General features: G+C 40.6%; 20 protein-coding genes and 2 pseudogenes. 11 read left to right on the top strand and 11 right to left on the bottom strand.

The genetic code is table 11. The annotated features are described in order from the left end of the window. Window positions 1–230 precede the first annotated feature (230 nt). Window positions 231–1,097 (bottom strand): calcium-binding protein, encoded by an 867-nt coding sequence (locus V7L20_RS12235; protein ID WP_334744333.1) that lies wholly within the window; start codon window positions 1,095–1,097, stop codon window positions 231–233. Window positions 1,098–1,276: 179 nt separating this feature from the next. After that, window positions 1,277–2,536 (bottom strand): glycosyltransferase family 4 protein, encoded by a 1,260-nt coding sequence (locus tag V7L20_RS12230; RefSeq protein WP_334744332.1) that lies wholly within the window; start codon window positions 2,534–2,536, stop codon window positions 1,277–1,279. Between the two features lie 151 nt (window positions 2,537–2,687). On the opposite strand from V7L20_RS12230, the gene V7L20_RS12225 reads away from it, so the two are divergent. Continuing rightward, window positions 2,688–3,422: a DUF429 domain-containing protein gene (locus V7L20_RS12225; protein WP_334744400.1), complete on the top strand. Its 735-nt coding sequence runs from the start codon at window positions 2,688–2,690 to the stop codon at window positions 3,420–3,422. 120 nt (window positions 3,423–3,542) lie between these two features. Here V7L20_RS12225 and V7L20_RS12220 read toward each other — a convergent pair whose 3' ends face one another. The 3 genes from V7L20_RS12220 to V7L20_RS12210 all read right to left on the bottom strand — a co-directional run bounded on the left by V7L20_RS12220 (window position 3,543) and on the right by V7L20_RS12210 (window position 7,881). Continuing rightward, complete coding sequence (locus tag V7L20_RS12220) at window positions 3,543–4,076, bottom strand: hypothetical protein (protein WP_334744331.1); 534 nt, start codon at window positions 4,074–4,076, stop codon at window positions 3,543–3,545. A 190-nt stretch (window positions 4,077–4,266) separates the two neighbouring features. Continuing rightward, window positions 4,267–6,831, bottom strand: a complete 2,565-nt coding sequence (gene glgP / locus V7L20_RS12215; protein ID WP_334744330.1) for an alpha-glucan family phosphorylase — start codon at window positions 6,829–6,831, stop codon at window positions 4,267–4,269. Window positions 6,832–7,557: 726 nt separating this feature from the next. After that, window positions 7,558–7,881: a hypothetical protein gene (locus V7L20_RS12210; protein ID WP_334744329.1), complete on the bottom strand. Its 324-nt coding sequence runs from the start codon at window positions 7,879–7,881 to the stop codon at window positions 7,558–7,560. Between the two features lie 571 nt (window positions 7,882–8,452). Between V7L20_RS12210 and V7L20_RS12205 the strand changes: the two genes are divergently transcribed. The 4 genes from V7L20_RS12205 (at window position 8,453) to V7L20_RS12190 (ending at window position 11,568) form a co-directional block, all read left to right on the top strand. Next, entirely contained in the window at window positions 8,453–8,617 is a 165-nt protein-coding gene (locus V7L20_RS12205) for a hypothetical protein (protein ID WP_265273794.1), read from the top strand. A 747-nt stretch (window positions 8,618–9,364) separates the two neighbouring features. Beyond that, complete coding sequence (locus V7L20_RS12200) at window positions 9,365–10,069, top strand: acyltransferase (protein ID WP_334744328.1); 705 nt, start codon at window positions 9,365–9,367, stop codon at window positions 10,067–10,069. Between the two features lie 192 nt (window positions 10,070–10,261). After that, a complete protein-coding gene (locus tag V7L20_RS12195) occupies window positions 10,262–10,774 on the top strand; it encodes an outer membrane beta-barrel protein (RefSeq protein WP_334744327.1) in 513 nt (170 codons plus the stop codon). Between the two features lie 377 nt (window positions 10,775–11,151). Next, a complete protein-coding gene (locus V7L20_RS12190; RefSeq protein WP_334744326.1) occupies window positions 11,152–11,568 on the top strand; it encodes a ketosteroid isomerase family protein in 417 nt (138 codons plus the stop codon). 108 nt (window positions 11,569–11,676) lie between these two features. Here V7L20_RS12190 and V7L20_RS12185 read toward each other — a convergent pair whose 3' ends face one another. The 3 genes from V7L20_RS12185 to V7L20_RS12175 form a co-directional block, all read right to left on the bottom strand. Then, window positions 11,677–12,102, bottom strand: coding sequence for an ATP-binding protein (locus V7L20_RS12185; protein WP_334744325.1), 426 nt, complete (start codon window positions 12,100–12,102; stop codon window positions 11,677–11,679). Between the two features lie 3 nt (window positions 12,103–12,105). Next, window positions 12,106–13,779: a SpoIIE family protein phosphatase gene (locus V7L20_RS12180; RefSeq protein ID WP_334744324.1), complete on the bottom strand. Its 1,674-nt coding sequence runs from the start codon at window positions 13,777–13,779 to the stop codon at window positions 12,106–12,108. A gap of 150 nt (window positions 13,780–13,929) precedes the next feature. After that, complete coding sequence (locus V7L20_RS12175; RefSeq protein ID WP_334744323.1) at window positions 13,930–14,649, bottom strand: response regulator transcription factor; 720 nt, start codon at window positions 14,647–14,649, stop codon at window positions 13,930–13,932. Between the two features lie 481 nt (window positions 14,650–15,130). Between V7L20_RS12175 and V7L20_RS12170 the strand changes: the two genes are divergently transcribed. Together V7L20_RS12170 and ftsE are read left to right on the top strand one after the other, a co-directional pair. Continuing rightward, the gene (locus V7L20_RS12170) at window positions 15,131–15,886 is read left to right on the top strand and encodes a WecB/TagA/CpsF family glycosyltransferase (protein ID WP_334744322.1); all 756 of its coding nucleotides are present in this window, start codon (window positions 15,131–15,133) and stop codon (window positions 15,884–15,886) included. A gap of 245 nt (window positions 15,887–16,131) precedes the next feature. Next, window positions 16,132–16,878, top strand: a complete 747-nt coding sequence (ftsE, locus tag V7L20_RS12165; RefSeq protein WP_334744321.1) for a cell division ATP-binding protein FtsE — start codon at window positions 16,132–16,134, stop codon at window positions 16,876–16,878. A 70-nt stretch (window positions 16,879–16,948) separates the two neighbouring features. On the opposite strand, the gene V7L20_RS12160 is transcribed toward ftsE, so the two are convergent. Together V7L20_RS12160 and V7L20_RS12155 are read right to left on the bottom strand one after the other, a co-directional pair. Continuing rightward, window positions 16,949–17,722, bottom strand: a complete 774-nt coding sequence (locus V7L20_RS12160; RefSeq protein ID WP_334744320.1) for an armadillo-type fold-containing protein — start codon at window positions 17,720–17,722, stop codon at window positions 16,949–16,951. A 179-nt stretch (window positions 17,723–17,901) separates the two neighbouring features. After that, window positions 17,902–18,483 carry a hypothetical protein gene (locus tag V7L20_RS12155; RefSeq protein WP_334744319.1) on the bottom strand — a complete coding sequence of 194 codons (582 nt, stop codon included), beginning with the start codon at window positions 18,481–18,483 and terminating at the stop codon, window positions 17,902–17,904. Window positions 18,484–19,262: 779 nt separating this feature from the next. On the opposite strand from V7L20_RS12155, the gene V7L20_RS12150 reads away from it, so the two are divergent. After that, window positions 19,263–20,159 carry an alpha/beta fold hydrolase gene (locus V7L20_RS12150; protein WP_334744318.1) on the top strand — a complete coding sequence of 299 codons (897 nt, stop codon included), beginning with the start codon at window positions 19,263–19,265 and terminating at the stop codon, window positions 20,157–20,159. Window positions 20,160–20,181: 22 nt separating this feature from the next. Beyond that, window positions 20,182–20,379: a hypothetical protein gene (locus tag V7L20_RS12145; RefSeq protein ID WP_334744317.1), complete on the top strand. Its 198-nt coding sequence runs from the start codon at window positions 20,182–20,184 to the stop codon at window positions 20,377–20,379. A gap of 2 nt (window positions 20,380–20,381) precedes the next feature. On the opposite strand, the gene V7L20_RS12140 is transcribed toward V7L20_RS12145, so the two are convergent. Continuing rightward, on the bottom strand, window positions 20,382–20,969 hold the full coding sequence (locus tag V7L20_RS12140) for a Uma2 family endonuclease (RefSeq protein WP_334744316.1): 588 nt from the start codon (window positions 20,967–20,969) through the stop codon (window positions 20,382–20,384). 290 nt (window positions 20,970–21,259) lie between these two features. Between V7L20_RS12140 and V7L20_RS32605 the strand changes: the two are divergent. Together V7L20_RS32605 and V7L20_RS12135 are read left to right on the top strand one after the other, a co-directional pair. Continuing rightward, window positions 21,260–21,443 (top strand): annotated as a pseudogene (locus V7L20_RS32605) (high light inducible protein). Between the two features lie 63 nt (window positions 21,444–21,506). Further along, window positions 21,507–21,740, top strand: a pseudogene (locus V7L20_RS12135) (hypothetical protein). Window positions 21,741–21,770 lie beyond the last annotated feature (30 nt).

The following is a 21,770-nucleotide window of genomic DNA, read 5'->3' as shown; positions in this document are numbered from 1 at the left end:
TGTCCCCTGCCTTATCCCAACGATAATTATTTACGCCTACCTACTTAGTTGACGCACCCACGCCTTCAATCTGTGGGATTCTTCATTCATCCAGCTAACTTGTCTAGAGGAGTTTCCCCACCTAGATAAAGGTCATTCTGTGCAGGAGCGAAGAATTCTGTACGTCTCAACCGTTTGCAATTGAGTTAATGATAATTATTCAGCCAAACTCTTAAACTCGATTTATCTTTCTACCTTTGTGCTAAACCCACCTGTCCTCCAATTAGCCCTAGAAATCCTGTTCCAAAGTGCTGAATCTCCAAAAAACTTGCTTGCTCTGGTGAGGTTTTGTAAATCCGAAATGTCTTCATAATTCCCAAAGTAGCAGCACTTTCTAGAGGGCCAACAAAGCTAATATCCCGGTCGAGAAAATAAGTTTGATTAGCCCATTGAGCCATCTGATTTGCATTTAAAAAGTAGCAGCCTGCATGAGGATTGAGGGCACGACGAAAGGTAATTGGTGCATTCATGATTGCACCCTTGAGTTCCTGTTGCTCTTGTACATTTTGAAAAGGAGCAGTTACTCGTAAAGCCAAATCCCCATCAATGTAAGCTTTGTGAACCAAACCGTAAGGGGAGACTTCATAACGATTTGGCTGGAGCAAATTTAAGTCACTAGCTTGTTGGGTAAACCAATTTAATTTTATAAAAAACCAAGGATCATGGATAATTAGGTCATCTTCCAGGAAGCAGTAGTAATCATACTGACCGAGACAACTTTGCAGAACAGCTTGGCACTCAAACCCCAAAAGCATAGGCTCTACATTAGTAGAATGATGCTTATATAAATGGGATGGTAAGGGAAGCTGATTCAAAAGATGATTATCTTGGGTTGTACAAATAACAATATCTAATTCGTGCGACTGCGGCTGGTTAGCGGGAAAAGCTATTCGTTGAGCAATGTTAATGAGAGTTTGAGATTTACCAAATAATTGGTGCAAGACGGTAAGGCTATTGGTTAATGCTTGCAAGCGGGGTTGTGGGTCTTTGCGTTGGGAAGCATGACGACCCTCACTGCTAGATTTGAAAAAATGGGCAATGGTAAAAATAATCCGCATTTTAAATATCGCTTTTATATTTTTTTGTCATTTGTCATTTGTCATTTGTCATTTGTTATTGACCAATAATTAATATACTTTTTACAAGATTCGTTCTTTTCAAGTTTTTATTTGCACCTTTGCTTGAGGCAAAAAATATTTATGCAAGAGGGTAATGACCAATTACTAATGACTAATGACTAATTTTTGCCAAATCCTTTAGAAACTGAGCGCTTTTTCAAACTATCAGAAGTTTTACCAGCGAACATCCATTGCAAATGCTGTGGTAACAGTTTCGCCAATTCATAACGCTTGATAATTGTCTCTCGCGCATTCGCACGAATTGCTTGCATTTCTTGAGGATGATTTAGCGCCTCTTCAACCCTATTAGCAATATTATGGGGAGAAAAGAAATCTACCAGCAGTCCATTCATCCCATCCTGTACGACTTCCAATACTGGCGGAGTTTTAGAGGCTATTAGTAAACATCCTGCTGCCATTACTTCTAACATTGACCAAGATAAAACAAAAGGACGAGTTAAATAAACATGAGCAGAAGAAGCTTGCAAAACCTGAAGATACTCATTGTAAGGGAGTCTATCTGTAAAGTGCAGCCTCGATAAATCCAAAGATAATTTTTCTAACATTAATTGTTTATAAGTTTTACCATCAGGAAGATTTTTCCCATAAGCCACCCTATCTTCTCCCACAACTACCACATGGCATTTAGGTCTTCGCTGCTGAATTAGCGCCACTGTTTCCATAAACTGCGGAAAACCTCTATAAGGTTCCATCCCGCGTCCCACATAAGTTACTAATTCTTCCACATGGGAAAGGTCAAGATTTATTCTTGGTAAAACTAACTTTGCACCTGGTTTTGGAACAAAATATTTGGTATCAACACCATCATGAATGACAGTGAGTTTGCTATGATATTCTTTGGGAAATTGCTGACGCTGCCAATTTGTTGGAGAAAGACCGCGATCGCAGCTATATAAATCGGTTAAAATAGGCGCATTTTTCACACGGATGCGGCATTCATCATCAGCATTTAGTGGTTCACTGGGATCAAAATCTGCATCAGAACCGTGAGCATGATAAAACCACTCGAAATAACATAATAATTCTGCTTTCGGGAAAATATCTTTCATAAATAAAGTCGGTCCCCAACCAGAATGACCATAAACTATATCTGGAACGAAACCTTCGGACTTTAATTTTTCTGACACGCGATAGACAGCTTGGGCCGTGAGAACAGCATTTTCGAGGTTACGAACATAATGGTGGGTTTGGGGAGCAGCTTCACGAGAAGGAGTATAAAGAGCTTTAAAAACGCCAGGTATTTCGCCTTCACGACGATTTGTCCCAAAGACGACTTGACAATTAGGATCTTTACCTAAAACTATCGCTAGATTGCGAAATTGCGAGGGAAAATTGGGATGTAAAAATAAAACTTTCATTGGAATAATCTTGATTAATTTATTGCCAGATAAAATAAATTAAGACAAGCTATTTAAGATTATAAGATTATTTATTACAATTTTTAGCAAGTAAATTTAGGTAAATCGTTGTCGGTAAATGCAAAAATAATTGCAAAGTCGTGTTATGACCATGAAATTTATTGGCATTGATTTAGGCTGGAAATCTCAACCAAGTGGACTGTGCTGTTTAGAATGGATAGATGGACAACTGCAACTACTCGATCTAAATCGTAAAGAAGCCATTGCAGACATCCTTACCTGGATTGATCAGAGTATACAACCAGACGAACCAGCCATCATCGCCGTAGATGCACCTACCCTCATACCCAACGCCACCGGAAGCCGCCTTCCCGACAAACTCAGCCACAAATACTTCGGTAAATATCATGCAGGATGTTACCCAGCTAATCAAAACTTACCCTTCGCCGATCGCACCATCAACTTTGGCTTAGAATTAGAATCACGCGGTTTTGCACACGCCCCCACCATAGAACCGCAAAAACTCAGCAGATATCAAATAGAAGTCTTTCCCCACCCAGCAATCGTTAACCTATTCAACTTAGAACGCATCCTCAAATACAAAAAAGGACGACTCAGTCAGCGCCGCCTAGAACTAATCAAACTCCAAAATTATCTTCTCGATATCCTTTCCTCCTTCTCTCCCCCTCTGCGTCCTCTGCGTCTTGGCGGTTCGTTTCCTTGCGAAATTCCCACCACAGGTGCAGCCCTCAAAGCGACTGAAGATAAACTAGATAGCTTAATTTGTGCCTATATTGCCGCTTATTGGTGGTATTGGGGAGAAGAACGTAATTTGGTACTTGGCGATCGCACCACAGGCTATATTGTCATCCCTCAAAGAATTTGAGCAAAAGCTTCGCAGATGCTGCTTTAGAGTCGTTGCTTCTAATTTAGATATTGCGACGCGATCGCAATATCTTATCCCTAGTAAACTAGACTAATCAACGGAGGTATTGTAGATTTGTAGTTAATTGTGTTTGGGAAAAAACGCTTCCTTAATTGCCTGGGTGACTTGCTCTAGGTCAGTTTTATCCATTGGCAGTGGCGTTACTCCTTCCTCAGGTTCAAAAGAAATTTCTTGCCATTCACTGACAGGAATCTTTTGTTTCTCCAAGCTCTGTAGCTCATCTAGCGTAGCGAAGACCATCCAAACCGAAAAGTCTTCGATCCGCACTAACACCTCAGTGTCATTGACTAACTCATAGCTCCATAGTTGTTCCAAAGGATTATAGCAGCCATCTTCCTCAAATTTTCCGCGTTCTCGAATGAGCGCTCTTGCTGCTGGTGTTAAAGTGCCTTCAACAACTATACAGCCCACCATTCCTGACCAAGGTTGTACAGACACTTCCTCAAGCGCTAAAAAATCTGGTCTACTGCCACTTAACTCTTCCCCTCCTGGAAAGTACGCCCGAAACCTGTCAGCCTTTTTCAGGTAAAAGTCGAGGATGCCTTGCTGAATCTGTGGTGTGTTTTGGGTAACTAGAAAACTTGAACGAGACATAAAAATAGCCTTTGAAACCCCTAAGAGGACGTGAGTTCGACGGGTTGAAAAAGGAGCAAAAAAAAGCTGAGACTGGAATAATTCTAGCAGTAGTTATTTTTTGGGCGTGACTGCGTAGCATAATAAAAGGCGTTGCTAAACTTAAATCAGCAACGCCTAATCTTAAGTATTCAACAATTACTCAGCACTCTTATTCTGCCCAAGCAATCAACCTTGGTTCATAAGCATTAGCCAGGTGTGGATTTTTCGGCAATACACGCAAAGACAAACCTTGCAAACCAGAAGCCGTATAAGTAATATTACCCGTGTAAATACCCAATTGCTGTCCATCTTCACCTTGATAATCCATCACCACTGGCACAGCGTTGACAATATCACCATTAGCATCGATCGCACCTTGATATAACTCCACTTGTACATCATCATTTGTCAAAGTTGCCAAGTCAACCTTGGCTTTGACAGCAACGGTTTGGTTAACCTCAATGTCTGAAGCTGCTGATACGTCAATATCTTTGATTTTGATGTTGAACCAGTGTTCCCTCAGTTTTTCTTTCCAAGCAGCTAATTCTTTCGCTGGGGCATAGTTATCAACAGTCAGGGTATGATAGCGATCGCTAGCTGGGAAATAAGCCCTTTGTGCATATTCTCCTACCATCCGCGCTGTATTAAAGAAGGGACAATTCAGGCGAATTGCATCCTTCATTTTCGCAACCCACGGACGGGGCAAACCATCAGTATCCCGGTGATCGTAAAATAACGGTACAACATCCTTCTCTAACAATTCGTAGAGAGCATTTGCTTCTACTTCATCTTGATAGTTGGGATCGTCGTAATTCTCACCATGTCCAATTGCCCAGCCTGTGCGGACATAATCAGCTTCATCCCACCAGCCATCTAGTACGCTTAAATTTGGCAATCCATTCATTGCGGCTTTCATGCCACTGGTACCAGAAGCTTCCCGTGGACGACGCGGTGTGTTCAACCAGATATCGCAACCCGCTACCATCAACCGAGATATGTGAATGTCGTAATTGGGAACAAACACTACCTGTTTTTCTAAATGTTGTTCGCGGATAAAGTGATTGATCTCGCGGATGAGTTCTTTACCAGGAATATCCTTGGGATGGGCCTTACCAGCAATCACGAATTGCACTTTTCGGTCTTTATTGCCTAGTAAAAGCCGCTTAATGCGATCCAAATCACGCATCCAAAGGGTAGCGCGTTTGTAGGTGGCAAAGCGACGGGCAAAGCCAATGGTGAAAGCGTAAGGATCTAAAACTTCTTGGGCTTGGGTAATTTCGGAGGCGGAAGCGCCGCGATCGGTTAAATGTTTGACCAAATGCTCCCGCACATACAAAATCATATCCAAGCGGCAGCGTTCGTGATTGCGCCATAATTCTTCATCGGGTATAGCGTCCATCCGCTCCCACAATGGGCTATCGGGTGATGCTGATGACCAGTTTGGCCCCAAGTAGCGCTCGTACAACTCTTGAGTAGATTTTGCCACACAACTCCGAGCATGGACACCATTGGTAATTGCTGTGATCGGCACTTCTTCTACTGGCACATTCTGCCATAAGCCCTGGAACATTTGCCGCGACACTACACCATGCAGTTGGGCGACACCGTTAGAAAATGTTGCCATCTTCAGCGCCAGCACTGCCATACTGAAAGGTCCAGATAAATCGCCTGTATTCTCGCGTCCCAGTCCTAAAAATTGCTCTTTGGGCAACCCAAATATCTCTGCATAGTACCCCAAGTAGTACAGCATTTTTTCAGGAGCGAACAAGTCAATTCCCGCCGGTACTGGCGTGTGGGTAGTAAAGATATTACTGGAAGCCACCACCTGTCTAGCTTGGAGATAATTCAGTCCCTCTTCCTGAATCAGCAAGCGGATGCGTTCTAGGGCAGAGAAGGCGGCGTGGCCTTCATTCATGTGGTAAGCGGTGACTTTCAACCCCAAAGCTTTGAGCATTTGCACACCACCGATCCCCAGCATCATTTCCTGGTGGATACGCATATCGATGTCGCCACCGTATAGCTGATCTGTGATGTCGTGGTCGTAAGTATTGTTGGGTTCAATGTTGGTGTCCATCAAATACAGGGGAACCGTTCCTACCTGTACGCGCCAAACTCTGGCATACACCTTGCGTCCTGGATAATCTACCGCAATTCGCAGTTCTGAACCATCAGGATTGCGCTCGAGATGCAAGGGCATATTGTAGAAATCGTTGAGCAGGTAGCGTTCTTGCTGCCAGCCATCGGCATTGAGATACTGAGCAAAGTAGCCCTGCTGATACAGTAAACCTACGCCCACAAGAGGTAGCCCCAAGTCACTGGCAGATTTGAGGTGATCCCCCGCCAGAACGCCCAAGCCCCCAGAATAGACAGGCAAACAATCTACAAGTCCAAATTCCGCCGAAAAATAGGCGTAGCATTCTTTTGGTTTATGCTCCCGTTGTTTCTGATACCAGGTACGCTCTTGCAAATAATCGTCTAACTGACGGTTCGCTCGATCCATTTGCGCTAGGAAGCCTTCATCTTCGACAACTTCCAGAAGCCGCGATTGAGAGATAGTACCTAACATTAACACCGGGTTATGATGGCTAGACTCCCACAAGTCAGAGTCTAAACGACGGAATAAATCTTTAGTGTCAACGTTCCAATCCCAGTGCAAGTTATATGCCAACCGCCGTAGTGATTCAAGTCTCGGCGGTAGTGAAGGGGATACGTTAAATGTGCGAATTGGCTGCATAGGTTGGCAAAACTCCAAGTTTAGCTATGGTTATTGTTCACTCTCTTTACCAATGTTGCCAATTCTTTATACAGTAATTTGTGAAAAAGCGATGACTTTGTTAAGCATTGAGAATTTTTTTTAACCTCGTTGCTAAAGTTTACACCAAGGTGTTTCTAATTCTATGCTTTACTCTCAGCCATATACTTGGTATATTAAAATTTAATCATTTAATACCATGTATCACTTAAAAAATTTAGTTTTGAATAAATAATTTATATTTATTTTACAATTGATTCCGGGGATCAATCTAAGCTATTGGCTGAGGGTGAAAATTCTTCATAGCTACGTCAAGGAAAAGTTAAAAATTTAATTATTTTTTAATAAAATTGCCTTAACCTAGAGGCAGCATGAGAGCAAAGACTTAACTTTATTATTCTTCGGTTAAGGTTACTCTAAGATGATCTGACACCCAATAACCCATCGTAGCCATCGCCTAAAATTGAATTGTGTAAAAATAATACCAAGGAGTTAACTAGGAAAAGTGATACCTGCGGTAGTCACTGACTTGTACTGAGTTCAGCCGGAGCCGAGCCGAGGGGCGCAGTCGAAGTAGCTTTGTCGTACCCCTGCGCGGAAGCAAGCTAGCAAAAGCGTCTCGTAGAGAAGTGCGGGCTACGTCTACGCTAACTACTTGGTATAAAATTTTAATAATAGAACGGGAAAATAACGTAGTAATGTGTTATTTTATGCGCCTAGTGAAGGCTGATCTTTGTTATTTTTTGTCATTGACAAAGCTACAGCTGCTGCATAAGCAATCTCTGCTGCCATTTGATAAGCAAGTTTGATACTAGATGAAGCGTCCTTGGCTTTAGGAGAAAGAGAAGCTTTTTTTCGGCGCGACTCTTGTTTGACATTACCTGCTGCAATAGCTCGCTGTAAAATGATCCAGGCATCTAGGTCTTCTGAGTCATAATTACTTTGAAGCTGCGATCGCAGTTGATCTTCGGCTACAACACTCAAATAGCCGGTAGTTAGAGCTTCTTGGACAATTTCTTTAATTAAAGCCATAATTTGAACCAAGTGTGTGAGTTAAAACCAATACCTCAATCTGGGCATTTGATATTTTTTCTGGACTTATCCTGAAAATTAAGCTACTTTTTAGCTTTCTTTGAATAAAATTTATAATGGGTAGTGCCAAGCACGCATCACCCGCTTGGCTCACCCGGATGGGTGATTTACAAATTTTTATATATAAGTAATAGGGAAGAGGAAATTTTTTAGCTTTTTAATGAAGAGGGTGTCATAAGTATAGTAGATATCATCCTGAGTTAATACAAAAATATCAAGCTATTCGGACAAACAACAGTATAAATCTAGATATAAATGATAATTAATCGCTTAGAGCATTTTTAAATTTACCGCTTTCAATAAATTTATTGCTTGTGTATAAAATTGTTTAAGAGTAGCATAAACTTTGCCCGTCTTAGGCATCGCTCTAGTAAAAAAATTAACTAATCTCACTATTACGACCAACAAGTAACCTGAAAATCAAATTATTTAATCAGAGTGTTCCACTAAAAATAAAATGTGTTATCGTTAAAAACAATTGTTGTTAAAAACCATTTATGTAATTAAAAACATGAATTGGTTAGTCTGTAAATCATCTGTGTGCAACATGATTGGAGCAGCATACTCTAGAAATTCGTTGCAAGAAAACCGTCATAGCAGTCGGGGAAGCGCTTACTTATTTGCACCGATGGTTAACTTCAATGTGATGGCTGATGTGGGAGATAATCCACCCTAGTTGTATTTTAGTTGTGCAAAAATACTTATAATAATCCAACAATAATTACATTGTCATGCTAGGCAGAAATTTTATCTAGTTTTTGAATATAGTCTAGCTAAATGTATTTTTTGTCGCAAAATAGCTTGTGTAACTGAGTTGTTTCAAAAGACTAAAACCGCTTGAGAAAAAGTAGCCTTAAGGTAAACAACTTTATCCTTATTTACGTAACAAGCTTTGCAAATTTGCCAGATAACCGAAACAGTATCCTATCTAAACTAGCAAATTTTCCCATCAGACAATCTAATCGTCTGGAATTTGACACTGCAATGCACTGAGATTGTTTTGTTAATTGATCTGGTGAAAAAGAAGCAAAATTTTTACTACTATAACTAGTACAAAAGCTTCTAGCGATCCAAAACAATTGTGCATAAGCTAAAAAACATCTAAATTGCATAATCGAATTAAATATAATTCTTTTGGCGTGCGACGAAAAGCCCACCCAGCTTATGCAATTTAAATGTAGAACAGCTTATCAATTGAGTAATTGTCTCCCACCTAAGTTAAATAATTACTCGTATAGTCAAAACCAGACTCTAGTTTTTCAACATTTGGAAAACCATCTAAAAATATGGGGAAATTTCTGTAATACTGCCAACTTCAATCATGTATTAATAAGTACAAAATTTTTTGGCATTGTAGAAGATTAGGATACAAACACAACAAATCAATCCTGTCAATAGCAATTAATTGAAGAGATATGTAGCCATGCATAACGACAAGCAATATTTTTCCAAATTGCAGCGCGTGCAAGAACTTTTAGTAACTACTGTGTTAGGGGATATTCCTACACTTATTTTAGGGCCGAAGTTGCGTAATTTAGGATATCGTAGTATTTTTGCCAAAATAGGCAGCCCAGTTTTTATTCAAAATGGTGTTGAATTTAATGGTACTTGCTGTATTGAGCTAGGCAGTGGAGTATATATTTTCAAGGGTGTGCGAATGGATGCTAGAGGACATAAAAATAATAGAATTCATCTAGGAAATAGAGTCGCTATTGAGCGTAACGTTGATATAGGGTCTTTGGAAAATACGTGTATACATATTGGTGAAGACACCTTTATTGGTCCCAACGTGGCTATTGAGGGACCAGGAGACATTAAAATTGGTAAACACTGTTTAATAGCTGCTTACTCAGGGATATATGCCAATAATCATAATTTTGCTGATCCGATAGAGCCAATTAAATACCAAGGTGTTACTCGTAAGGGAATTTTAATTGAGGATGACTGTTGGCTAGGGCATGGAGTAACAGTATTAGATGGGGTTACCATCGGTAAAGGCAGTGTTATTGGTGCGGGAGCAGTTGTTAATAGAGATATTCCTCCTTTCTCCGTTGCTGTAGGCATACCTGCACGAGTAATCAAAAACCGAATTGCCAAAGACTTAGCAAAAGTTCAAATTGAGAAATAGGGAATAAGGGATGGGGCATTGGGCATGGGTCATACTAACTATTTCCTGTAACAATTAACTTGGTACACCCAAGTGGGTGAACAAGAATTCAGCCACTTGGATGAACCAGATGTGCGAGGTTACATTTTGTAAAAAAAGAGATTCTAGTACTAGAGAATATTGATTTTACCTAACTCTAGTGAGAATAATTCTATGAAACTTACAAAATTAGCTGCCTCTTTCCTTGCTGTTGCTTCCATTGTCCTTTCGGCGGGAATTGCTTCTGCTCAAACAGCTGGCACAAACGGCAATTATATCGGTGCTGGTGTTGCGGTTGGTGCAACCAGTGGCGGACAAGGAAATGATGAAGCACAAATTGGTGGTAATATTCAAGGACGTTACGCCGTTCGCAATGCGCCTGTTTCAGTGCGGGGTTCTGTGCTGTATGGTGGTGATGCTGCCGCAATTATGCCTATAGTGACTTACGATGCGCCCATCGCCAGAAACACTAACCTTTACTTCGGTGGTGGTTATTCTTTTGTAACTGACGAAGGTCAAAAAACCCCGTTGGGCAATCAGAATGCGCCTGTAGTCACCCTTGGTATTGAATCAGAAGTTAGCAATAATGTCATTGCTTATGGCGATACTAAATGGGGCATTGATGCTTACAGAAACAGTGATGCTGATGCTGTCAGCTTCCAAGCCGGATTAGGCTATCGCTTTTAGTGATTACAAGCTAGAAAATAGCTTATTCACAACTTAAAGCAATGATATTTGCCAGTTGTAATGTAGCGGTTCTCAATTACATAAAATATAGACTATTAATAGGGGTACATCAATGAGCATTGGTGTGCCCCTATTAATAGTCTATATTCCCATACAATTGAGAACCCCTATATTGCCATATCTCTACTATCGTCAGGAAGATTTATATAAATATAGCAATATATCTCATTAGCAGGTTTCTTTTGAACTATTTTGTATTTAAATTAATATTTAAGTAGCATATTATAAATAATTTTATGCTCAAAGTAAAAATCAGGCAATTTTCATAAATTTATTATTGATGGAAATTGTTAATTTTGAATTTGGAGCGAAGCGACGTGACCTCTATTGAACAGTTGAAAGAAGAATTCCAGATTGAGGGAATTACGGAAACAAATGTACTGAGTTATTTTGAAACCTTAAATGCAGGAGAATTTGAGGCAACTGCTGCCTTATTTGCGGAAGATGGTGTGATGCGCCCACCATTTGAATCTGATATTGTGGGAACAGATGCGATCGCAGCCTACTTAAAACAAGAATGCAAAAACGTTAAAGCTTATCCCAACACCGGAATAGCTGAGACTTCAGAAAACGCTACGATTCAAGTGCAAGTCACAGGCAAAGCACAAACTTCTTGGTGTAGCGTAAATGTCTTGTGGTTATTTATCCTCAATGAACAACGGCAAATTTCATATACTAAAATCAAACTTTTAGCTTCTGCCCAAGAGTTACTTTTTTTACGTCGTGAAAACTAGTAAATAAGCATAATAGCTTAGGCAATGTTTGATCGTATCCCAAACAAAATTCAATAACAGTAAATTCACATAACACATTACTTAAACTTAAATAGTAGTAATTTTTGTCTATTTCACTAATTCGGGTAAAGTAGCTTCTAACTTTAGACAGTTGGCACCATCAATCTGCAACTGGTAGTCTACTTTATCCATGAGACGATTCATAATTAGCCAACCATAACCACCTTCTTGTTTTTCCATAGGGTTTGGAGCATAATAGTCAGACATATCAAACCCTTCGCCGTAATCCCAAATTTCGAGGGCTAGATCCCGGTTTTTCACTTCCAAACGGAGTAAAATCGGTAAATTTGGTTTATCCTTGTGGGCATGACGAACTGCATTTGAGTAGGCTTCTACTAAAGCCAGCCTCAAACGGCTTGATTGGCGTGACCAGTCTACAGAGTCTCCTAGCTGGATTTTCAAACATCCTAGCAGCCAGGTTTCGACAATATTAAGAAAACTCAAGTCACTTGGTACGTGAAGCTCACTTTTCATGACTTACAAAATCTCCAGTGAAAGTATAGTTTGATCATCTTCTTGAACGTGGTTGTCTGCCTGGATGCGAGCTAGTAAATGGCTAAGAGAAAGCGGTTGTTGCTCTTGTTGCAAGAGTTGCCAAAGACCATCTTGATTCAGCATAGAACGGTTAACTGGGTCAACGCTAGACTCGGTCTTTACTGATAAATCATAGTTTTTTGATACTGTAGCTTCTGTAATTCCATCGCTGGCTAATAACAATGTGTCTCCAGCAGCAAGAACCAAGTGACCAGACTGTGCCTGCCATTTAGGCAAGATCCCTAAAGGAACGCTGCGAACTTTTAGGTAATTGGGATTGTCAGTTAAAGCACCTTGACGTGACCATAACAGTGGATAAATATGACCGGCATTAGTGTAGACAAGTTCCTTAGTGCTAGGGGTATAACAGGCTAACACAAGAGTAATGAAATAATTGTTGCTAATTAAGTCTTCACTAAGAGCGTGGTTGAGGTTCTGCATGACCACATTTGGTTCGGCTGGTGCTTCTTGAGATAATTCTCGGCGCAAAACTGAAATAATACTAGCCATAAATAAAGCAGCTGGAACGCCCTTGCCAGAGACATCACCCACTGCCAACCACAAGTCACCTTTGGGATGGACAAAAACTTCAAAAAAATCGCCTCCTACTTCCCGTGCTGGGTAACAGCAGGCTTGCACCTTCACACCTTTGATATCAGGTAAAGTTTGGCGTAGCAAGTTGTATTGAATTTGGCGAGCTACCTCCAACTCATTGTGAATTTGCTGTTGCTTTTCTTGGAGGCGCTGGTAGAGTTTTGCTTGAGAGAGGGCTAAGGCTGCTTGTTCGGCAACGCCTGCAATCAGTTGAATGTCTTCGTCTTGCCAAGGGCGATCGCGTCCCCATTGGTGGAGAACCAGCACAGCTAATAAATGCTGCTGATAGCTAAGTGGCACAACTAGGTGGTGAGAAGGATTACCTTTATATACATCTTGAGCCAGTTGATAATGACGGGTTTCCAGCACTTTTTCAATTAAAACACTGGGGTCGAAAAAGCAATCTAATACATCAGATTGAAGATCGTGGTATGAGAACTCGTCTCGTGTCAGGCGATCGCCCTCTACTGGTCTGAGCAAGCAATTGCTAGCTTCAAATGTTTGTCCAATAGTTGCTACAATCTTTTGCAGCATACTATCGTAGTCGAGAGACTCTCGAATTGCCGTTGTTACAGCATTAAACAAAGATTCTCGTTGTAGGGCCCGACCCAACTCTTGCGTGCGCTTCTTAACTAAACGATATGTATCAGTGGCTTGCTCAACTAAGGCTCTGAGCCGTTCAGGATTCCAGGGTTTGGTAATGTACTTGAATACCTGACCAGAGTTAATCGCATCCACCAAATCTTCGACATCAGTAAAACCAGTTAACAAAATCCGAATTGTGTCTGGAAAGCGCTCTACGGTGCGACTAAAAAATTCGGTGCCATTCATTTCTGGCATTCTTTGGTCAGAAATAATCACCGCCATTTCACCAAACTGATCCAAGATTTCCATAGCGCCAAAGGCATGATTGGCTTTATATACTTGAAAATCTCGCCTAAAAGTGCGGTAGAGTAAATCTAAGTTATCTGGCTCATCATCTACCACCATGAGCTTAAGTTTTTCCACTCCGATATCAGCCATATTTGACTTTAGTTTTCACATATTTGAATGGCGAGATAATATAATTTTTATCCCACCTGAGAATCAACAAAAAATTAATAACTAATCATTTTCACCAGCTATTCAGTTATCAGTATTTTAAAACTTGATAACTGTTCACTCAATTTAACTTTATCCTACTAACCCAGAACGCAAGGCGCGGACTGCTGCTTGGGTACGGTCATCGGCACATAGCTTATTCAAAATATTGCGAACGTGAGTTTTAACAGTCCCAACAGTGATGTAAAGCCTTTCGGCAATTACTGCATTACTACAACCTTCGACAATCAACTGTAGCACTTCCAATTCCCTTTCTGTCAGGTTGTAAGGTTGAATTCCTTCCAGATTCTCGACATAATCAGGGTTAGAGGCAATGGTCTTGGTATCTACAAAAGCTGATTCCAACTTTTGAGGATTTTGTTGCGCTTGTTGTAATACAATCCGAGCGATCGCGGGATCGATCCAAGCGTTGCCATTGTAAGTTACTCTTACTGCTTCCAGCAAATTATCGAATTTGATATCTTTCATACAATAAGAGTCTGCACCAGCCGCAAAAGCTGCCAATACAGCTTCTTTGTTATCCCGCAGCGTTAAAATTAACACCCTTGTTAGTAACTGCTGCCCATTAGCAGTAGATTTTAACTCCCGGGTTAACTCAACGCCATCCTTATCTGGTAAACCAATATCTACAATGGCAATATCTGGATGTACCATTTTTAACATCTTTAACCCCTCAGCAGCATTGGCAGCTTCACCTACAACTTCAATATCATCTTTTTGCAATAGTGCTGTCCGAATACCTACACGAGTTAGGTCATGATCTTCAATCAGAGCGATACGAATTTTACTCATAGCCAACTTCAGACCGTTACACTACCTTAACCAGAAAGTCGAGTTTCGTGACATATTCCCACACTAACCGCAAGCAGTATAGTGGGGCCTTGTGTTTCCGGAACCAGAGTTACGAGTTGAAAAAGAGGCAAGGGAGCAGGGAGCAAGGGGGATAGAGAAGAGGAATTGGACAGGGTGCGGGGAGCAGGGGGGAAAGTTTTGCCTTTTCCCCCTACTCCCTGCTTCCTGCTTCTTCATTTCCGCCAGCGAATAGTCCCCTTCCCCCTACCTCTTTATTGAGCGTTTTACACTTAGTATGATATTACACTTGAAACATCAGATTTGGACTGATTCAGCCCAAATACAAGCGCCCAAGACTAATTAGTTATGCTTTCTATTGTTGCAGGGCAATGGGAATCTCTAATGCTTAAGTTCTAATATAAAAAATTTGATAAACTTAACATTCAAGTAAATCTGGTGTGAGGTTAATCCAGAATAGGCTATGTCTAAAGGCAATGAAGCATTTTCAGTGTTAGGAATACCAGTTCATGTGATGGCGAACTATCCAGGCTGGTTGTTAGAATGCCTGCGTGCAGGCAGAGGAATTCATGTAGTAACGCTCAATGCAGAAATGACTATGCAGGCAGAGCAGAATCAAATCCTAGCTCAGGTGATTAAAAATGCTGAACTAGTGATTCCAGATGGAGCCGGGGTTGTTCTGTATTTGCGATGGCTGTTATGGCAAAAAGTACAGCGTTTTCCGGGGATTGAACTAGCAGAAAAACTTTTGCAAGAACTTGGGCAACATAAGACAGGGGCAAAAGTATTTTTCTATGGTGCAGCGCCTGGAGTGGCCTTAACTGCGGCAGATTTTTGGCAGCAGCAAATTCCAGATTTGAATATAGTAGGCACTCACTCAGGCTACCATTCCCTAGTAGAAGAAGCACAATTGCGAGAAACTCTGCTTCAATTGCAGCCACAAGTGATTTTTGTCGGTTTGGGAGTACCACGTCAAGAGTTATGGATTGCCAAAAACCGCCATTTGTGCCCCCAAGCAATTTGGATTGGTGTTGGTGGTAGTTTTGATATTTGGTCGGGAACTAAAACTCGCGCTCCCGCCTGGTTAGGAAATAATAATTTGGAATGGTTGTATCGGCTTTATCAAGAACCTTGGCGTTGGCGGCGAATGTTGGCTTTGCCAGCGTTTGCTGTGAAAGCGTTTGTTTATCGTTTGACAGCAAGGGGTGCAATTAGTTGAGAGGGGAGAGACGCGATTAATCGCGTCTGTACAAGAGTGGGGAGAAACGCGATTAATCACTTCTGTACTGGGGAGTGGGAGTTATGGGTGCTATTACTTAGTTAGTATTGAAGTCTTCAAAAAATTTAAATTTTCTTGGTTAAATTTTCAATTCCCAGGCGAAACCTGGGAATCCTTATTTTTGAAAGGAATATCAAATCTAAACCCGTGAGCTATTTGGTTGTGGGGATAAGGAAAATTTAACAATGCCAGTATTAACAACTCAAGTTAAAACAGACAAATCCGTTCATAGAGAGGATAATAAAACTCAAAAGCACGGTAGCAATACTACTGTCAAGGTGCAATTGCAATCTGTAACCAAGACTTATACTAATGGTTGTCAGGCCTTGTTGAATGCGAACCTTGAGGTAAAAAAGGGAGAATTTTTGTTTATCACAGGCCCAAGTGGTTCAGGTAAATCAACGCTCTTGAAACTGCTGTATGGCCAGGAGTTAGCGACGCAGGGAAAAATAATTGTTGATGGGTGTAATGTAGCCGATTTACGGGGCGATCACTTGTCATTGTTGCGGCGACGGATTGGCATTGTGTTTCAAGACTACAAACTGATTACCCAGCGAACAGTAGCGGAAAATGTGACTTTTGTGTTGCAAGCTCAAGGGTATACCCGTAAAGAAATTCAACGACGCTTAGAACCAACTTTGAAGCTGGTGGGTTTACTGAGTAAAGCTGACTGCTTTCCAGATCAACTATCCGGGGGAGAGCAACAACGGGTGAGTATTGCTCGTGCGATTGTTGGTACACCACCCCTGCTGTTGGCGGATGAGCCTACTGGAAATCTCGATCCAGATAATTCCTGGCAAGTGATTCAGATTCTTCAGAAGTTAAATTCCTTTGGGGCTACAGTAATTGTTAGCACCCACGATGAACAATTGGTACGACGATGTAATTATCCGATAGTGCAAGTTCGCAATGGACAGTTGGCTCGAAAATAATTATTTGTTATTAGTCACTAGTCATTGGTCAATTGCAAAGGACAAAAGACAAAGGACAAAAGACAAATAACTAATAAACGTGGTGCTTAACTTTTGCTGATACGGGTGTGAAAGTTGTTGCTGTTTTGGTGGGTAGAACTTGTAAGCGATCGCAGGCTTGTAAACTCTTAAAAGCTGCCTCTCTGATTACTACTTCCTCCTCTCGACTGAGTAGGAGTTGCAAGCATTCGACAACATCTTGCTGCACTGAAGAATCAACTCGCTTACGGCTGATGACTTTAGTTAATTGACGTAGGGCAATCATCCGCTTTAATGGATCTTTTTCTGTTAAATTTATCAACAACTGATCGAGGTGGTCTTCTTCTCGATTTTCATAGAAGTTGACAATTTGCCATACCAATAAAATTAAAGTTAACAATGTTCCCACGCCTTGCATAATCGCACCAGCAGCAATCCAGGAACTGTGAGAGTCAACCAAAATTGCAGTGGTCATGTAAGTAGTGACAGTAGCAAGACCACCACTTATGACTGCTAAGGCTAACCGACGATTTGAACTGTTTAAGAACTTATGTATCTTAGACCAGTGTAATTGCCAGTCCCACTCCTGCATTGAGTAAACCAATACCATTATCCCAACGCCGATTGAGAGAGCCAATAGCAGCATCCAGTTCCACAACAACATGGCGACAAGGATTGTCAAGAACCCAAGAAAGCCCCCAGGCCCAGAGAAGCGCTTAAATGTTTGTTGCTTTGTTGCTCCCTTTGTCTTGAACTTTGGAAGCGACCAGTTCCAGTTGGGGATCTGGTTGATCAATTGCTGCCAAGAAGACGAAGCCTGTGCCACAGTGTTTACCTACTTGATTAAGAAATTAACTATTGTATAAGTTTTACTACGGTTGAAGAAAGGGTAAAAACCCAAACCACAAGATGCCCAGTTTTTAAGGACAGCCTAGTAGACTAGTACAGCACGGCGGAAATCAAGATAACATTTTAAATGGCTCAGAGCAAGGGCATAAAGGGTTTTTAAAGACAAAAACGAAACTTATCAAGAGTGAATTGGCCATCAAAAGCACAGAAGGTAACGCTGTAGATGTTATTCCCAGTTATAGATAATAAGCTATTGGGAGAAATTGCCGAGTCTGAGTTGGCAAGATTAGCGCTGGGTAGTGCAGTTTGAGCGATGAGTTGCTGATCGCGATCATACGCGGAAAGCACTAGCCGTTGTGAACTAGTGACAAAGGCGCTAACTGAATTAACCGGATGTAAGAAAGTAGCTTCTAAAAATCCGCTTTTGGGCGCTCCCATTAAAACTGTTAGCCCTGAATAGGCTGGAAATGCTGGATTTGATGGCTGTATTGCTATAGAATTATGAAAAATTACTCCCCAGTGTTCATATTGGCGCTCTACTGGTTCAAAACACTTTAAGTCTTCTAAGTCTAAACAAATATAAGTAGGTACAGTAACTCTGCCAGCGTCAATAGCTGACTCGACCTGCTCCCCCCAAGCTGAAGCTTTAATTTCATTTTGTATATTAAAGTCAAGCGCAAATTTAGCGTCTTCAATCGTTGGTAGTTTATTTAATTGAAGAGTAGCCTGCTTTACCATGACATCCTGCCTTACCATTAGCTAGATAATAAATAGATTTACTAATACATCAAAAGCTATATTTTTACATGTCTAACTATAATTAATAGCTTCTTAAAATGAGCATTTTGAATCTTCTTGACGCTCAAAATTATTTATGAGTTTCTTCATAGACTACCATAAAAACTTATGTTTTATTCCCACTTTAGTGATCCTTGCTACCACAAAAAACCTTTGTAATCCAGTAATTTCAAGGCTCAATCACTTTTTAGTATGAAAAAAATCACCAAATCTTTATAAGTAATCCAGTAATTTTATATCTACTTAATCTGATAGTAGGAAGAAGTCTTAAAGTGATTGGTTCACCGATAATAACAATGAGTAAGGAGTTTGAATTAAATAGGTAAGTATTCTAAGGTGACTAAAGGAGATGCGTTAACTCAACCTACAGTTTTAAGCCGTGGGTAAATCTAGTCAATAAGTCATTCGTTATTAGTTCAGGACTTACGCAAGAACTCTCTGAAACCCTCTTGACTTTGTGTCCTTTGTGTCCTTTGCGGTTCGTTTTTTCATAATTTTGCGTAAGTCCTATAGTTGTTAGTACGTTGACTCGACAGTAATAATTACTGACTAATGACCAAGACAGCGAGTAGCGATTCATCCTATACATTGAAGGAATAAGCTTACTCACCGGCTTTTGTGACGCGGATAAATTATCAAATTCTTTCTCCGTGTACACACAGATACAAGTCTATCTGTTACTAACGCTACTCAATTACTACAGTAAACAAAAAGTACTTATGTTTCAACCACCAGGATTTGAACAACGTTCTATAAATACCTCACTTGGTAGGATGGTATATTATACAGCCACTGGGTCACCTTGGCAGGACAATTTTACAGCAAAAGATGATCGGGAAACTTTAGTGTTTCTGCACGCCTTTGGTGGCGGGTCTTCTGCTTATGAGTGGTCGAAAGTCTATCCGGCTTTTGCCGCCGAATATCGGGTCATTGCGCCAGATTTAATCGGTTGGGGTAGGTCTGAACATCCGGCACGGAGTTATAAGATTGAAGATTATTTAACCACGATTCGGGAGTTTTTTGAGCAGACTTGTACCGGGCCAGTAACAGCGATCGCTTCTTCTTTGACCGCAGCCTTTACAATTCGAGTAGCATCGGCTCATCCTGATTTATTCAAATCTTTAATTCTCACTACCCCTGCCGGACTTTCTGACTTTGGCGAAGACTACTCCCGTAGTTTTTTTGCTCAGTTAATCAGCGTTCCCCTAGTTGACCGTTTACTTTATACCACTGGAGTAGCCACCACTGGGGGTATTCGCAGCTTTTTAGAACAACGGCAATTTGCTCAATCTAATCGAGTGTACCAAGAAATTGTAGATGCTTATTTACAATCTGCCCAACAGCCTAATGCTGAGTATGCAGCACTCTCCTTTGTGCGTGGCGATTTATGCTTTGATTTATCCCTTTACATTCAACAACTGACTACTCCCACGGCCATTATTTGGGGACAAAGGTCAGAATTTACAGGCCCCTCAGTTGGTCGCCGCCTTGCCGAAATTAATCCCCAAGCGATCCGATTTTTTCAACAGTTGGAAAATGTCGGGTTAACACCACAGTTGGAGTTACCAGCAGTGACAATTGGATTAATTCGCCAATTTTTGCCTTTGCTTAATTAACGTGAGTTCGACGGATCATATCATGTCCTTCTCCGACTTGGAGAGGGACAGACTTGAACTAAAGTTCAAAGCAGGGAGAGGTTTGTTGAACTCAGGTTGGATTATAGAAAATGGTAAAATCTCTTTGTTGCAAGCTCAATTAAATGCTGTTAAACAGGCTTTGCTACCACTTTGGCAACAAAGTCGTTTTGAAATGCGGTATGTGTATCCTAATAAATAAAGTTAGATAATTTGCTGTAAATGCAATACAAATCCAGGTAATACATTTTCTCCTGATAAACTAACAGGATTGTCTAATATCTCTACATCTTTACCTGGACGATAAATTTCTACTCGCTTGTTTTTCCGGTCGATTAACCAGCCTAATTGAGCACCATTTTCGATATACTCCTGCATTTTCTCCTGCAATTCTTTCAAGGAATCAGTACGAGAACGCAACTCAACGACAAAATCAGGACAAATTGGGGCAAATTTTTCTTGTTGTTCTGGGGTTAAAGCATTCCATCGCTCAATTTTTACCCAAGATGCATCAGGAGAACGTTCTGCACCATTAGGTAGCGTGAAGCCAGTTGAAGAGTCAAAAACTTCGCCTAAATTACTCTCAGAATTCCAAATATCTAATTGAGTGGTAATTTTAACATTACGTTTGCCAGTATCACTACCTGTAGGTGGCATAATTAATAATTCCCCTGATGCTGTGCGCTCAAATCGATAATCGCGGTTTTTCTGACACATCTGGAAAAATTGCTCATCAGTCAAGTCGATTTTCAATTTGAGTGTAGAGGATAAAGTGGTTGTCGTGACGTTCATAGGCTATTGTGAGCATCTTACTTTTTAGTTTAGTGCTGTGTGGGGTGCGATCGCGTGGTAAGAGATGATGGAAAGCGATCGCATTTCATTTGAATATTTATTTGGATACTTAGCACACATTGCAGGCTCAACTGCATATTTATCTAGAAAACCTTGATTAACAATGGTTTAACGCATTAAGGTTGCTTTTGTAGCTTTTACAAATTCAAAATACCCTACTTGTTTAATACGGCTATTACTGCTTTTATTTTTATGTCAATTAGTTACAAAGTATATTTACAATAATTTAAATTAATTTACAAAATGACAAAAAATCATACAAGGTTTCTGTTGATGAAACCCCATGGACAGGTTTCAGTGAAGATACTGAAAAACTCAATGGGCGTTTGGCAATAATAATTGGTTTTATCTCGGTTTATAGCCTTGGAAGTTTTTACCGAACAGGGTTTGATTAGATGGCTAACCAGCCTATAGAGAGACACTTTAAATTTACGAGTTTTCTTCAGTTGACAAATAAAACAATTTAGAGGCAAACTTATGAAAACTGATTTAATTACCAAAAAAAAATTTGATTGGATCAGTCATTTTTAGACCTGATTTGAAAAATTTTGAGACCATTAATGCAAATCAAGCGTGGTCATCATTTTTCACTGTTGGTCAAGACGACAAAAGCTGGGGTAAGAAGTTGAATTCGGCAGGTTTTTCACTAACCTCTTAATAGCTATTGGGCTAACTGGAATTCTTTGGACGATTTTTACTTCAGCCAATTAGGATGATTAAGTTTGTTCATTTTTAGTGTGT

The organism is Nostoc sp., assembly GCF_036916735.1.
In the GTDB taxonomy this organism is placed as follows: domain Bacteria; phylum Cyanobacteriota; class Cyanobacteriia; order Cyanobacteriales; family Nostocaceae; genus Nostoc.
Note: the sequence above shows the minus strand (reverse complement) of the source record. Positions and strands in the feature narration are given on the sequence as shown.

Excerpts from the sequence above, each read along its gene's own strand:
- V7L20_RS12235 (WP_334744333.1), bottom strand. The coding sequence starts at position 1,097 with ATGCGGATTATTTTTACCATTGCCCATTTTTTCAAATCTAGCAGTGAG.
- V7L20_RS12230 (WP_334744332.1), bottom strand. The coding sequence starts at position 2,536 with ATGAAAGTTTTATTTTTACATCCCAATTTTCCCTCGCAATTTCGCAAT.
- V7L20_RS12225 (WP_334744400.1), top strand. The coding sequence starts at position 2,688 with ATGAAATTTATTGGCATTGATTTAGGCTGGAAATCTCAACCAAGTGGA.
- V7L20_RS12220 (WP_334744331.1), bottom strand. The coding sequence starts at position 4,076 with ATGTCTCGTTCAAGTTTTCTAGTTACCCAAAACACACCACAGATTCAG.
- glgP (WP_334744330.1), bottom strand. The coding sequence starts at position 6,831 with ATGCAGCCAATTCGCACATTTAACGTATCCCCTTCACTACCGCCGAGA.
- V7L20_RS12210 (WP_334744329.1), bottom strand. The coding sequence starts at position 7,881 with ATGGCTTTAATTAAAGAAATTGTCCAAGAAGCTCTAACTACCGGCTAT.
- V7L20_RS12205 (WP_265273794.1), top strand. The coding sequence starts at position 8,453 with ATGAATTGGTTAGTCTGTAAATCATCTGTGTGCAACATGATTGGAGCA.
- V7L20_RS12200 (WP_334744328.1), top strand. The coding sequence starts at position 9,365 with ATGCATAACGACAAGCAATATTTTTCCAAATTGCAGCGCGTGCAAGAA.
- V7L20_RS12195 (WP_334744327.1), top strand. The coding sequence starts at position 10,262 with ATGAAACTTACAAAATTAGCTGCCTCTTTCCTTGCTGTTGCTTCCATT.
- V7L20_RS12185 (WP_334744325.1), bottom strand. The coding sequence starts at position 12,102 with ATGAAAAGTGAGCTTCACGTACCAAGTGACTTGAGTTTTCTTAATATT.
- V7L20_RS12180 (WP_334744324.1), bottom strand. The coding sequence starts at position 13,779 with ATGGCTGATATCGGAGTGGAAAAACTTAAGCTCATGGTGGTAGATGAT.
- V7L20_RS12175 (WP_334744323.1), bottom strand. The coding sequence starts at position 14,649 with ATGAGTAAAATTCGTATCGCTCTGATTGAAGATCATGACCTAACTCGT.
- V7L20_RS12170 (WP_334744322.1), top strand. The coding sequence starts at position 15,131 with ATGTCTAAAGGCAATGAAGCATTTTCAGTGTTAGGAATACCAGTTCAT.
- ftsE (WP_334744321.1), top strand. The coding sequence starts at position 16,132 with ATGCCAGTATTAACAACTCAAGTTAAAACAGACAAATCCGTTCATAGA.
- V7L20_RS12155 (WP_334744319.1), bottom strand. The coding sequence starts at position 18,483 with ATGGTAAAGCAGGCTACTCTTCAATTAAATAAACTACCAACGATTGAA.
- V7L20_RS12150 (WP_334744318.1), top strand. The coding sequence starts at position 19,263 with ATGTTTCAACCACCAGGATTTGAACAACGTTCTATAAATACCTCACTT.
- V7L20_RS12145 (WP_334744317.1), top strand. The coding sequence starts at position 20,182 with ATGTCCTTCTCCGACTTGGAGAGGGACAGACTTGAACTAAAGTTCAAA.
- V7L20_RS12140 (WP_334744316.1), bottom strand. The coding sequence starts at position 20,969 with ATGAACGTCACGACAACCACTTTATCCTCTACACTCAAATTGAAAATC.